This window comes from Bacillus sp. FSL L8-0099 (assembly GCF_038006385.1).
In the GTDB taxonomy this organism is placed as follows: domain Bacteria; phylum Bacillota; class Bacilli; order Bacillales; family Bacillaceae_G; genus Bacillus_A; species Bacillus_A toyonensis.
On the sequence record NZ_JBBOVC010000001.1, the window covers coordinates 1,945,901 to 1,958,186 of the forward strand.

The 12,286-nt window shown below is 34.4% G+C and carries 15 protein-coding genes; 13 read left to right on the forward strand and 2 right to left on the reverse strand.

Annotated features, from left to right (window positions below):
- Positions 1-8 precede the first annotated feature (8 nt).
- The 3 genes from fosB to MHH42_RS10025 are packed head-to-tail and all read left to right on the forward strand — an operon-like array spanning position 9 to position 1,609.
- A complete protein-coding gene (gene fosB / locus MHH42_RS10015; RefSeq protein ID WP_000911701.1) occupies positions 9-425 on the forward strand; it encodes a FosBx1 family fosfomycin resistance bacillithiol transferase in 417 nt (138 codons plus the stop codon).
- 13 nt (positions 426-438) lie between these two features.
- Positions 439-981, forward strand: a complete 543-nt coding sequence (locus tag MHH42_RS10020) for a short-chain dehydrogenase (protein ID WP_340893286.1) — start codon at positions 439-441, stop codon at positions 979-981.
- Between the two features lie 16 nt (positions 982-997).
- A complete protein-coding gene (locus MHH42_RS10025) occupies positions 998-1,609 on the forward strand; it encodes a phosphoserine phosphatase 1 (protein WP_070173055.1) in 612 nt (203 codons plus the stop codon).
- 45 nt (positions 1,610-1,654) lie between these two features.
- Here the strand turns inward: MHH42_RS10025 and exsB are convergent, their stop codons facing one another.
- Entirely contained in the window at positions 1,655-2,233 is a 579-nt protein-coding gene (exsB, locus tag MHH42_RS10030; RefSeq protein ID WP_070173056.1) for an exosporium protein ExsB, read from the reverse strand.
- A gap of 181 nt (positions 2,234-2,414) precedes the next feature.
- On the opposite strand from exsB, the gene cotH reads away from it, so the two are divergent.
- The 8 genes from cotH to MHH42_RS10070 all read left to right on the forward strand — a co-directional run bounded on the left by cotH (position 2,415) and on the right by MHH42_RS10070 (position 10,193).
- The gene (gene cotH / locus MHH42_RS10035) at positions 2,415-3,491 is read left to right on the forward strand and encodes a spore coat protein CotH (protein WP_000938007.1); all 1,077 of its coding nucleotides are present in this window, start codon (positions 2,415-2,417) and stop codon (positions 3,489-3,491) included.
- Between the two features lie 104 nt (positions 3,492-3,595).
- The gene (locus MHH42_RS10040) at positions 3,596-4,213 is read left to right on the forward strand and encodes an NUDIX hydrolase N-terminal domain-containing protein (protein ID WP_016108231.1); all 618 of its coding nucleotides are present in this window, start codon (positions 3,596-3,598) and stop codon (positions 4,211-4,213) included.
- Positions 4,214-4,317: 104 nt separating this feature from the next.
- Positions 4,318-4,920, forward strand: coding sequence for a DedA family protein (locus MHH42_RS10045; RefSeq protein ID WP_000880689.1), 603 nt, complete (start codon positions 4,318-4,320; stop codon positions 4,918-4,920).
- 96 nt (positions 4,921-5,016) lie between these two features.
- On the forward strand, positions 5,017-6,396 hold the full coding sequence (locus MHH42_RS10050) for a putative polysaccharide biosynthesis protein (protein ID WP_097837304.1): 1,380 nt from the start codon (positions 5,017-5,019) through the stop codon (positions 6,394-6,396).
- Positions 6,397-6,580: 184 nt separating this feature from the next.
- A complete protein-coding gene (locus MHH42_RS10055; protein ID WP_000933700.1) occupies positions 6,581-7,522 on the forward strand; it encodes a magnesium transporter CorA family protein in 942 nt (313 codons plus the stop codon).
- A gap of 198 nt (positions 7,523-7,720) precedes the next feature.
- The gene (locus MHH42_RS10060) at positions 7,721-8,617 is read left to right on the forward strand and encodes a permease (RefSeq protein ID WP_000418718.1); all 897 of its coding nucleotides are present in this window, start codon (positions 7,721-7,723) and stop codon (positions 8,615-8,617) included.
- A gap of 3 nt (positions 8,618-8,620) precedes the next feature.
- On the forward strand, positions 8,621-9,490 hold the full coding sequence (locus tag MHH42_RS10065) for a TIGR03943 family putative permease subunit (protein ID WP_000488051.1): 870 nt from the start codon (positions 8,621-8,623) through the stop codon (positions 9,488-9,490).
- A gap of 196 nt (positions 9,491-9,686) precedes the next feature.
- Positions 9,687-10,193, forward strand: coding sequence for an acyl-CoA thioesterase (locus MHH42_RS10070; protein WP_000141169.1), 507 nt, complete (start codon positions 9,687-9,689; stop codon positions 10,191-10,193).
- Positions 10,194-10,319: 126 nt separating this feature from the next.
- On the opposite strand, the gene MHH42_RS10075 is transcribed toward MHH42_RS10070, so the two are convergent.
- Positions 10,320-10,406, reverse strand: a complete 87-nt coding sequence (locus MHH42_RS10075; RefSeq protein WP_000505094.1) for a YjcZ family sporulation protein — start codon at positions 10,404-10,406, stop codon at positions 10,320-10,322.
- 160 nt (positions 10,407-10,566) lie between these two features.
- Here MHH42_RS10075 and cls point away from each other — a divergent pair, with 160 nt between their 5' ends.
- Positions 10,567-11,751 (forward strand): cardiolipin synthase, encoded by a 1,185-nt coding sequence (gene cls / locus MHH42_RS10080; protein WP_340894722.1) that lies wholly within the window; start codon positions 10,567-10,569, stop codon positions 11,749-11,751.
- A gap of 30 nt (positions 11,752-11,781) precedes the next feature.
- The gene (locus MHH42_RS10085) at positions 11,782-12,246 is read left to right on the forward strand and encodes a spore coat protein (RefSeq protein WP_340893288.1); all 465 of its coding nucleotides are present in this window, start codon (positions 11,782-11,784) and stop codon (positions 12,244-12,246) included.
- The last annotated feature ends 40 nt before the right edge of the window (positions 12,247-12,286 follow it).

Here is a 12,286-nt window from a genome sequence, read left to right on the forward strand (position 1 = left end):
AACGTGGAGTGTTGAAAGGAATCAATCATCTTTGTTTTTCAGTATCAAATTTAGAAAACTCTATTCTGTTTTATGAAAGAGTGCTAGAAGGAGAACTATTAGTTAAAGGGAGAAAACTTGCATATTTCAATATATGTGGAGTATGGATAGCACTGAACGAAGAGGCACATATTCCAAGAAAGGAGATTCATCAATCTTATACGCACCTCGCATTTTCTGTTGAACAAAAAGATTTTGAACGCCTGTTACATCGGTTAGAAGAAAATAATGTTCATATTTTACAAGGAAGAGAACGTAATGTGAGAGATTGTGAGTCTATATATTTTGTTGATCCTGACGGTCACAAGTTCGAGTTTCATTCAGGGACACTGCAAGACCGTCTAAATTATTATAGGGAAGAAAAACCACATATGACATTTTACTAGGGAGGAAGAGCATTTGCATGCACTTGTAATCGGGGGAACAGGGATGTTAAAGAAAGTTTCTATGTGGCTTTGTGAGCAAGGATTCCATGTTTCTATTATTGGACGAGATGAAGTGAAACTAGAATATGTGAAGCGAGCAAGTTCTGCACCAGAAAATATCACATGCCTTCCGTTAGATTATCATAATAATGACGAAGTAAAGATAGCTATTAAAGGTACAATTGAGAGAAATGCTCCCATAACATTAGTTGTGGCATGGATACATTCAAGTGCAAAGTATGCGTTATCACTCATTTGTAAGGAGATAGAATTTTCGTCTGAGACATACAGTTTATTTCATATTTTAGGCAGTAAAGCATCGCGTATGAATGCAGGGAAAATAGGTGGTACGCTTTGCCTGTATCATAGAATTATATTAGGTTTTATTTTAGAAGATACATTCGGAAGGTGGCTTACTCATCAAGAAATATCAGATGGAGTAATTAATGGGATTGAAAGTAATTGCAATGAATGGATTGTGGGGCAAATAGAACCATGGGAATTACGACCAAATTGATAAGGGGGAATGGGAAATGAAAACAACTGTATATGTAACAAGGCACGGTGAAACAGAATGGAATGTAGCGAAGCGAATGCAAGGACGGAAAAATTCAGCTTTAACTGAAAATGGTATGTTACAAGCGAAACAATTAGGTGACCGAATGAAAGATTTAACTATCCATGCGATCTATAGTAGTCCGAGTGAAAGAACACTTCATACTGCAAAGTTAATAAAGGGCGAACGTGATATACCGATAATAGCGGATGAGCATTTTTACGAAATTAACATGGGTATATGGGAAGGACAAACAATCGATGAGATAGAAAGGCAATACCCAGAAGAAATACAATTGTTTTGGTATGAGCCACATCTTTTTCAGTCAACATCAGGAGAAAATTTTGAGGCCGTTCATAAAAGAGTAATTGAGGGGATGCAGCTTCTTTTAGAAAAGCATAAAGGCGAAAATATATTAATTGTTTCCCATGCGGCAGCGGCAAAATTACTTGTTGGGCATTTCGCGGGTAGTGAAATAGAAAATGTGTGGGATGATCCATTTATGCATAGCGCTAGTCTTAGCGTAATAGAATTTGAAGAAGGTAATGGAAAAGTAAAACAATTTGCAGATATAAGTCATTTTCAATAAACGTAAAAAAGGCCGCAAAACGGCCTTTTTTTGTAGGCATAAAAACTAACAATTACGTTTTTTATACCAGAAGTGGTCGAATTTCTTATTTTTGCAAGATGGGAATTTATGTCCGCCTTTGCAATCATTCCATTTGTGTCCGTCATCGTGACAGTCTCTACCGTGATCACATGAATCATCGCAAGAGTGACCGTGTCCGTGAGGGAAGAATTCGCATTTTTTACAGAAACTTCGTTTTGTCCAGTAAAATTTCTTTTCAAAGCGTATGCATTTTGTAACGAAAGTACAATGTTTTCTACGAGTACGTTTTGTAACTAAAACGCATTCTTTTCTACGCGTCACTTTCGTAACGAATGTCCATTTTTGAACACGAACACGAGTACATTTCGTAACAAATGTCCATTTTTTTACGTGCGTACATTTTGTAACGAACGTACAATGTTTCACGCGAGTACATCTTGTTCTTGGACATCTACCTCCTGTAGTGCATTTACATCCTGTAGTACATTTATGATGAGAGAATTTATCATCATCGCACTCAAAAGTACTTGGATCTTGATGTAAGAAATCCTCCATCCCAGCACTTTTGATTTCTTCAACAGCTTTTCTAATATCACGTTTCATAGAAATCCTCCTTATCATGTATTAAAGTGAAAAGGTATTCTTTTTCCTTAACATGATATGAGATATGACGACGTTCTGAACAGGACAAGAGTGTAATTTTATATAAATAGATGATAGCGGATGTATGGACAAGACAAGGCGCATACATTGAATGAAGAGAACTGAGAAGGGATGAGAAAACATGCTGCCTTCATATGATTTTTTTGTTCATCCAATGTACTTAGTGGAATTGAAAAAAGATATTTGGTCAGATAGTCCAGTGCCAGCAAAATTAACTTATGGAAAAAAGAAGTATGACATTGATATCGTATACCGGGGTGCTCATATTCGCGAATTTGAGAAAAAGTCTTATCATGTTGTATTTTATAAACCGAAAAAATTTCAAGGCGCGAAAGAGTTTCATTTGAATTCTGAGTTTATGGATCCGTCACTCATACGAAATAAATTATCTTTAGATTTTTTTCATGATATTGGTGTACTTTCGCCAAAATCACAACATGTATTTATAAAAATCAATGGTCAAATTCAAGGTGTATATTTACAGTTAGAATCAGTTGATGAAAACTTTTTGAAAAATAGAGGATTACCGAGTGGTTCTATTTATTATGCGATAGATGATGATGCGAATTTTTCATTAATGAGTGAGCGAGATAAAGATGTTAAGACAGAGCTCTTTGCGGGTTATGAATTTAAATATTCGAATAAAAATAGTGAAGAACAACTAAGTGAATTTGTATTTCAAGCGAATACTTTGTCGAGGGAAGATTATGAAAAAGAAATTGGGAAGTTTCTACATGTAGATAAATATTTACGATGGTTAGCTGGAGTAATTTTCACGCAAAACTTTGACGGTTTCGTTCATAACTATGCACTATACCATAACGATGAGACAAATTTATTTGAAGTTATACCGTGGGATTATGATGCAACTTGGGGGCGAGATGTACAAGGGAGACCGCTTAATCATGAATATATTCGCATTCAAGGGTATAACACGTTAAGTGCAAGATTGTTAGACATACCTGTATTTAGAAAGCAGTATCGAAGTATTTTAGAAGAAATATTAGAAGACCAATTTACAGTTTCGTTTATGAGGCCGAAAGTAGAAGCGTTGTGTGAATTGATTCGTCCATATTTACTACAAGATCCATATATGAAAGAAAAATTAGAAACGTTTGATCAAGAGGCTGATATGATTTATGAATATATAAATAAAAGAAGGAAGTATATACAAGACCACTTACATGAATTGGATTAATTTTGAAAGAGATTGGAACATTATCAATCTCTTTTTTTGTATAATAAAGGTGTACCAAAAAAGTGAAATGATATGTATTTGATAGAGAATGGGGTTGTGTAGAGATGACGATTAAATGGATTGATTGGGTAAAACAAATACAATCTATAGCCCAAGCGGGTTTAACGTATTCTAAAGATGTGTACGATATAGAACGTTTCCAACAATTACGAGACATTTCGATTTCGATGATGTCACATTACACAAAAACAGATTGGGAAGTAGTAGCGAAACTATTTGCAAGTGAGACGGGCTATCAAACACCAAAAGTTGATATACGAGCAGTTGTTTGTCAAAATGAAAAGCTATTATTTGTGAAGGAAAAAAGTGATGGGAAATGGGCATTGCCAGGTGGATGGGCTGATGTTGGTTATACGCCAACAGAAGTAGCAGCAAAAGAGGTTTTCGAAGAGACAGGATATGAAGTAGATCGTTTTAAGCTACTAGCTATATTTGATAAAGAAAAGCATCAACCATCACCTTCAGTAACGCATGTATATAAGATTTTTATTGGTTGTAATATTGTTGGTGGGGAAAAGAAGGTTAGTATTGAAACAGAAGAAATAGAGTTTTTTGGTGAAGATGAATTGCCGGATTTATCAATTGCTAGAAATACAGAAGAGCAAATTAAAGAAATGTTTGCTTATATGAAAGACCCACAGAAAGAAAAAATAATAGATTAATGCTGCTTGAATTGTACATATTGTTAAAATGAAGATATTGGCAGATTGCAATCTTTATGTGATAATGGGATGGTATGTGAAGAAAAAAGGAGATAGAAAAGAACATGTTAGCAAATATAATAGATCAGTTATTGCAATTTTTTGCAAGCTTAGGGTACTTTGGAGTAGCTCTTGCTTTAATGATTGAAGTAATCCCAAGTGAAATTGTACTTTCGTATGCTGGCTTTTTAGTAGCGGATGGTAAAATTAGTTTTGTGGGGGCAGTTATCGCCGGAACGATTGGTGGTACTTTAGCGCAAATCTTTTTATACTGGCTTGGATACTACGGAGGGCGTCCGGTTGTAGAGAAATATGGGAAATATCTACTTATTAATAAACACCATTTAGACATAGCGGAAGGTTGGTTTAAACGTTACGGAGCAGGCGTAATATTTTCTGCACGCTTTATTCCAGTAGTACGTCATGCGATCTCTATTCCAGCAGGACTAGCTAAGATGCCATTAAAACTATTTACACTTTATACGGTTGTAGCGATTATTCCGTGGTCAATTCTATTTATATACTTAGGTGAAAAACTTGGTGGGAATTGGCGTCATATTAAAGAGTATGCATCTGATTATACACATTACATAATTATAGGAGCTGTGCTCTTTATTGCACTATACTTCGGTTTAAAGTATTTGAAAAAGAAAAAAACAACACGTTAAAGTCAATGATGATTCATTGGCTTTTTTATTTGTTTCGGTTCTAAACAAAAGGAGTTGTCCATAATGTGTAATAATAAAGCGTAGCGGAGGAATGTGATGAAAGGGTCACCGTTTATACGTGGAACGATATTTTTAACGATGGCAACAATGATATCTAAAATGTTAGGGTTTATATATATTATACCATTTACAGCAATGGTTGGTACGAGTGGGTACGTTCTATACACGTATGCATATCGTCCTTATACGATTATGCTGAGTATAGCGACGATGGGGTTACCGCTCGCTGTTTCAAAGATGGTATCAAAATATGATCAACTAAATGATTATCATACAGTTAAAAGAGTACTAAAGAGTGGTATCGTTTTTATGTTAATAATGGGAGTTGTATCGTGTGTCACACTGTATGTATTAGCCCCTCATTTAGCTGAACTTGTAGTTGATGGAAGTGATCAAACGGGGAATAGTGTAACTGCTGTCGCTACTAACATTCAAATTGTAAGTTTTGCGTTAATACTTGTACCAGTAATGAGTTTATTAAGAGGCTTCTTTCAAGGATTTCAGTCGATGGGCCCTTCTGCATTAAGTGTAGTTGTAGAGCAATTCTTTCGGGTCTTAACTATATTGATAGGAAGTTTTGTCGTATTATATGTTTTAAAAGCTTCTGTATCGCTAGCAGTTGGTATTTCAACGTTTGGTGCTTTCATGGGAGCAATAGGTGGATTAGCTGTTTTAACTGCGTATTATGTAAGAAGGAGAAGGCATTTAAAGAAAAAAGAGATGGCAAGTATACCGCAAACGACGAAATCTTTCTTCTCGTTGTATAAGGAGCTCTTTACATATTCTATTCCTTTCGTCGTGGTTGGTTTAGCTATTCCTTTGTATCAGACTATAGATACATTTACAATTAATAAACTACTTATACAAATTGGATATATGCAAGGAGAAGCGGAAAAAATCAATGCGATTATTGGTCTTGTTCAAATGGTTGTACTTATCCCAGTTTCAGTTGCGACTGCTTTTAGTATGTCTCTCGTTCCAGAGATGACGAAAGCTTATACAGCAGGGAATACGAAGTTACTATATAAACATTTTACAAAGACGAATCTATTAGTAGTAGGGATTACGGTACCAGCGGCGATTGGAATGATGGTGTTAGCAAAACCAATATATACGCTTTTGTTTAGTACTGGGAATGATCCGGAGATAGGGAGTGTTATTCTACAATATTATGCTCCTGCGTGTATACTATTTTCACTCTTTACTGTAACGGCTGCCATGCTGCAAGGAATTAATCAACAACAGAAAACAGTATTAGGTTTAGTAATCGGAATTATTGTAAAGATAATATTAAATATTGTATTGCTTCCGTATTTCGATTATGTAAGTTTTATCATTTCAACTTACGCTGGCTATACGATTTCAGTTGGTTTTAACTTGTGGATGCTTTCTAAATATGTTATAAAGGCAACATAAGCTTTTTAAGGCAGAGAATCCTCTGTCTTTTTCTACGTTTATAATATTTTTCACGTAAAAGCGTTTTCAAAATAATTTTTCTATTGAAATTTAAACGTATGTTTCATATGCTGAGAATGGCGGTTCAAAAACTGTTATGTAAGAGAGGTAGATTCCTACATGTAAAAAGAATCGGGGTGATAGTATGTTAAATATGTATTTAACAGACCGAAACGGAAAACTACAAGAGATTGAGGAAATGCAAAAGGGTTGCTGGATTAATGTACTTCATCCAACTGAAGAAGAAATTCAGTATTTAGTACAAACTTTAAATGTAGACTTAGATTTCATTAAAGACCCTTTGGATGATGAAGAACGCTCTCGTATTGAAAAGGAAGACAATAATACCTTAATCATCGTCGATATTCCGACAGTTAGGCATGATGAAGAGGGGAATTCGATTTATGACACGATTCCAATAGGTATGATTGTAATGCCAGATTGTTTCGTTACAATTTGCTTAGAAGAGAATCCAATTTTTGAACGTTTTATTAATCAACGTATTAAAGAATTTTATACGTTTAAAAAGACACGCTTTGCACTGCAGCTCTTATATACGATTTCTACTTATTATTTAAGATACTTAAAGCAAATAAATCGAAAAACAATCGATTTAGAGCACCAATTAAATAAATCAATGAAAAACAAAGAAATTTTTACATTGTTAGGCCTTGAAAAAAGTTTAGTTTACTTTACAACATCACTAAAGGCTAATAAAATTGTAATTCAAAAATTAATGCGAAACAGTACATTTTTAAAAATGTATGAAGACGATCAAGATCTATTAGAAGATGTATTAATTGAAAATAAACAGGCTATTGAAATGGCGGAAATATATAGTCACATTTTAAGTGGAATGATGAATACATTTAGTTCCGTTATATCAAATAATTTAAATAGTGTTATGAAACTGTTAACGTCTATTACAATTATTTTATCTTTACCAACAATGGTTTCTAGTTTCTTTGGAATGAACGTAAAGGTTCCATTTGAAGGTGAAGCGTATGGTTTTGTAATTGTACTCATCATATGTGTAACTTTATCGTTCACATTGGCATTTGTTTTTTGGAAGAAACGTTACTTTTAACAATAAAAAAGCTGCTCTAGCATAGTTGTAAAACTACGCTAGAGCAGCTTTTTTGCTATGAAATCTCAATTTTGGAATAGAATATAACATGTGAAATGTAATGTGTATGAAGGTTATGAATTCCGTATAAGCCTTGTCCAATTAATAAAATGGGGTTAAAATTACATATTGTTAAAGAAAAGTTGGAGGAAATACATCATGGAATTGTTTCAATTACCGAAAGCATTCCTGCAAATGAATACAATTTTTATCTCAATATTAATCGAGGCACTTCCGTTTGTGCTAATTGGTGTATTTATTTCAGGATTCATTCAAATGTTTGTGACAGAAGATATGGTGGCAAAATGGATGCCGAAGAACCGATTTCTGTCAGTTTTATTAGCTACTTTTTTAGGCATGATGTTTCCAGGATGTGAATGTGGAATTGTTCCGATTGTAAGACGATTAATCGGAAAAGGCGTTCCGCCATACGCAGGGATTGCATTTATGTTAACTGGACCGATTATTAATCCGGTTGTACTATTTGCTACATATGTCGCTTTTGGAAGTAGTATGCACATGGTATGGTATCGTTCTATTGTAGCGATTATCGTAGCAATTATCGTTGGAATTATATTATCATTTATGTTTAAAGAACATCAATTAAGAGATGATCACTTCCCAGAAGTGAATCATAAGCGTCCGTTACGTAAAAAAATGTGGGAGGTATGTACGCACGCAGTTGAGGAATTCTTCTCAATGGGAAAATACTTAGTACTAGGTGCGTTAATTGCAGCAGCGGTTCAAACGTTTGTACAAACTTCAACACTTCTTGCTATCGGACAAGGGCCGTTTTCTTCATCAGCTGTAATGATGGGACTTGCCTTTATATTATCACTTTGTTCAGAAGCAGATGCATTTATTGCTTCGTCATTCCAAAGTACATTTTCAACAGCATCACTCGTCGCGTTTCTCGTATATGGACCGATGGTGGATATTAAAAATATGTTTATGATGCTTGCGACATTTAAAACAAAATTTGTAATTGTCGTTACAGTTACAGTTACTCTTGTTGTTTATGCAAGCTCACTACTCATTTATGCGATGGGGTGGTAGGTTATGTTTCGAGCATATATATTATTAGGTTTCACAATATTAATTGCACAGCTTCATATTTCAGGTAATATTACGAAATATATCAATATGAAGTATGCTTATTTATCAACAACAGCAGCCATTATTTTAGGGTTTTTAACGATTGTTCAAATTATTATCGTTTTCCAAAAAGAACATCAAAAAGAAAAAGATCAGCACAATTGTGGTTGCGATCATAGTCACTGCGGGCATGATCATTCGAAAGATGAGAATACATGGTGGAAAAAAGTGTTTTCTTACACATTATTCTGTTTTCCAATCATTACAGGATTGTTTTTCCCAATTGCAACATTAGATTCCGATATTGTTAAGGCGAAGGGATTCCATTTTCCAGTAGCGCAAGCAGAAAGTAAAGATCCATTTATGACAAGGCAATTTCTAAGACCTGATACGAGCATTTATTACGGGAAAGAAGGATACCGTGGTGTAATGGAAAAAGGGAAGAAAGAGTTTGTTACGAAAGACAGTATTACTTTAAAAGATGAAGATTTCTTAAAGGGTATGGAGACGATTTATAACTATCCTGGCGAGTTTACTGGGAAAAAATTATCTTTTAAAGGGTTTGTGTTCAGAGATGATTCTTCTAAAAAAGAACAATACTTCTTATTCCGTTTCGGTATTATACACTGTGTAGCGGATTCTGGTGTATATGGTATGTTAGTGAAAAAACCAGAAGGGGTAGAGTGGAATAATGATGACTGGATCCAAGTAGAAGGAGAAATAACAACGGAGTTTTATCAGCCGTTCCATGCCAATATTCCCGTTTTAGAAGTAACGAAATGGAATAAAGTTGAGCAGCCGAAAGAACAATATGTATTTAGAGGAGCCGATTGATAACATCGGTTCTTTTTTATGGACTGAAAGTTCTGAATGTTGTTAATATTAAACGTGTAGTTCATTTAGTGTAGTGAACAGTACATGATTAGTTGAACTCATTGAAAGTATACGGACAGCCGGACTTCCACCTAATTTCTTCTGGGAGTCTTACTACCCGCAAATAGCAGGATAATTAATCAAGGGGGCGATAACAATGACTGAAGTAAAGGGAAAAACAGCTAATGAGTCTAGAGTGTTTAAAACGAGCCGAGTATTTCCAACGGATTTAAATGATCATAATACACTATTTGGTGGGAAAATATTAGCGGAGATGGATATGGTTGCTTCTATTTCAGCAACGAGACATGCAAGAAAAGAATGTGTCACAGCGTCTATGGATTGGGTTGATTTCTTACATCCTGTTCGTTCATCTGATTGCGTTAGTTATGAATCCTTTGTAATTTGGACGGGAAGAACTTCAATGGAAGTTTTTGTGAAGGTAGTGGCTGAAGACTTAATTTCAGGTGAGAAGCGTATAGCTGCAACGTCATTTGTTACATTTGTTGCACTTAGTAAGGAAAATAATCCAGTTCCTGTACCACGAGTTATTCCTGAAACAGAAGAAGAGAAAGAATTACATCGTATTGCTGTATTACGTGCGGAACAACGTAATATTCGTAAGGCAGAGAGTAAGAAAGTAGCCACATTGTTAACTTTTTGAATTGAATATATAGCCGTTAAGGTTACCATAACAAACGATAATGGTTTTAAAATAAAAAGCGGACACCTAAAAATAGGTGTCCGCTTTTATAGTTTTTTCATCCACATATCATATGACAATAACTACTTAGCAGAAGCAAGCAGCACCGACGATGATTAAGAGGATAAATAATACGACTAAAAGCGCAAATCCATTACCATGTGCGAAGCCCATTGTTATTTCCTCCTTTTATTTTAAGATACAACATACAATATGCAAATGAGCTGTTGTTTGATATGGACATATATCATGTAAGGACATTTTTTCTTGAATGATTATGTATAAAAAAAGGGAAGATATAGGAATAACAGTAAGTGGAGAAAGAAAATTATCCATGAAGCACTTTTTCGCTCTAATCCTTTTTTTTATAGGTGTATTCATATGGATGAACATCGATGTGGAAATGGGGAAAAAAATGGCTAGTGAATATGAATTAGGGCAAGTTCGATTAGGCGAATTTCAACTATATACGAACGGAGAAGAGTTATATAGGAGATTATTTGAGGATATAAACAATGCGGAAAAGTATATATATATTCATTTTTATATTGTAGGTAAAGATGAGATAAGCCGAGAGTTTTTACAGTTATTAGAGAAAAAAGCATCTAGCGGGGTAGAAGTGAAGTTGTCAGTCGACCGTATAGGTGGATATAAGCTGAAGAAAAAGATACTGAATCAATTAAAAAGAAAAGGTGTCCAGTTTACATTTAGTAAAAAACCTAAACTGAAAAGTATATTCTATTCTTTGCATCAACGAAATCATAGACGCATTGTTACGATAGATGGAAAGGTATCATACGTCGGTGGTTTTAATATCGGAAAGGAATACCATGGACAAAATCCGAAATTTGGTCCATGGCGTGATTATCATGTACGTATCAATGGGAATGGTGCAACTGATATGGAAAGAAAATTTGCTAAAGATTGGAAAGAGGATACCGGGGAAAAAATGCCTGCACATGAAAGTTTACCTGCAAAAGGAAATGTAAAATATCAATATTTGTTTTCAAATGGAAAAGGTTTATGGCAGAAATATGGGGTGCTTATAAAGCAGTCTAAAAAGTCTTTAATAATCGCTACACCTTATTTTGTACCAAGTAAAGAAATGATGAAAGAGTTAAAAGATGCATTACATCGCGGTGTTAATGTAAAAATTCTCGTGCCATTTAAAAGTGATGCCGTATTGTTAAAACAAGCTGCTTATCCGTATTTGAAAGACATGTTACATGCTGGAGCGGAAATTTATCAATATCGCAATGGATTTTTTCATGGGAAAGTAACGATCATTGATGGAGAAATTGTTGATATCGGTACAGCAAATTTTGATAATAGAAGTTTTTATTTAAATTGCGAATCTAACTGTCTCATATATGACAAAACAGTTGTTGCTGACGTATGGAGTCGATTAAAGGAGGATTTTCATAAATCAAAACAATTTTCTGAACAGGATTTTGAGGAAATTAGTAAATGGGATTGGTTTTTAGCAAGAATAGCGAATGTTTTAGCGTCATATTTATAGCATATAGACAAAAGGAAAGGAGGAACTTTAATGGACTGTATGAAAGAATTAATGAAGTATAGTTACATGTTAATTTATAAAGTAGGAGAGTATACTGAAAAAATCCGGGATGAAGAATTAAAGGATATAATACAGCACCATTTACCGTATATGTTACAAGCATATAATGAACAAGTGAATTTTCAAGAAGGAGAAAATGTACAGCATATAACATATGAACCAATTTCGTTTCATTTGTCTGAAATGGAAATGGAAAAGGAAATAGATAATACATATACAGGAGATATCCAAATTGCAATCTGTTATATTTCACATTTGAAACGATTAGCATTAAAGTTTGCTCAAGTTGCAGTGGAAGTTGCAAATCCAGAATTTCGTTCGTTTTTAGAAAACTGTTTCCTGAAAATGAATCGTTACGCTTATAGTGTGTGGCAATATGTTGTGAAGAAGGAATATAAAATTTCACATGTATATGAAAACGAGAAATTTGCATAAAAAACTAAGGCGGAATAGTTGTCGTCCTAGTTTTTTACTT

What these genes read in the sequence shown, in the direction of transcription:
- MHH42_RS10060 (WP_000418718.1), top strand. Translation starts at nt 7,721, where the DNA reads ATGGAATTGTTTCAATTACCGAAAGCATTCCTGCAAATGAATACAATT.
- cls (WP_340894722.1), top strand. Translation starts at nt 10,567, where the DNA reads ATGAAGCACTTTTTCGCTCTAATCCTTTTTTTTATAGGTGTATTCATA.
- cotH (WP_000938007.1), top strand. Translation starts at nt 2,415, where the DNA reads ATGCTGCCTTCATATGATTTTTTTGTTCATCCAATGTACTTAGTGGAA.
- MHH42_RS10040 (WP_016108231.1), top strand. Translation starts at nt 3,596, where the DNA reads ATGACGATTAAATGGATTGATTGGGTAAAACAAATACAATCTATAGCC.
- MHH42_RS10075 (WP_000505094.1), bottom strand. Translation starts at nt 10,406, where the DNA reads ATGGGCTTCGCACATGGTAATGGATTTGCGCTTTTAGTCGTATTATTT.
- exsB (WP_070173056.1), bottom strand. Translation starts at nt 2,233, where the DNA reads ATGAAACGTGATATTAGAAAAGCTGTTGAAGAAATCAAAAGTGCTGGG.
- MHH42_RS10070 (WP_000141169.1), top strand. Translation starts at nt 9,687, where the DNA reads ATGACTGAAGTAAAGGGAAAAACAGCTAATGAGTCTAGAGTGTTTAAA.
- MHH42_RS10065 (WP_000488051.1), top strand. Translation starts at nt 8,621, where the DNA reads ATGTTTCGAGCATATATATTATTAGGTTTCACAATATTAATTGCACAG.
- MHH42_RS10025 (WP_070173055.1), top strand. Translation starts at nt 998, where the DNA reads ATGAAAACAACTGTATATGTAACAAGGCACGGTGAAACAGAATGGAAT.
- MHH42_RS10055 (WP_000933700.1), top strand. Translation starts at nt 6,581, where the DNA reads ATGTTAAATATGTATTTAACAGACCGAAACGGAAAACTACAAGAGATT.
- MHH42_RS10045 (WP_000880689.1), top strand. Translation starts at nt 4,318, where the DNA reads ATGTTAGCAAATATAATAGATCAGTTATTGCAATTTTTTGCAAGCTTA.
- MHH42_RS10050 (WP_097837304.1), top strand. Translation starts at nt 5,017, where the DNA reads ATGAAAGGGTCACCGTTTATACGTGGAACGATATTTTTAACGATGGCA.
- MHH42_RS10085 (WP_340893288.1), top strand. Translation starts at nt 11,782, where the DNA reads ATGGACTGTATGAAAGAATTAATGAAGTATAGTTACATGTTAATTTAT.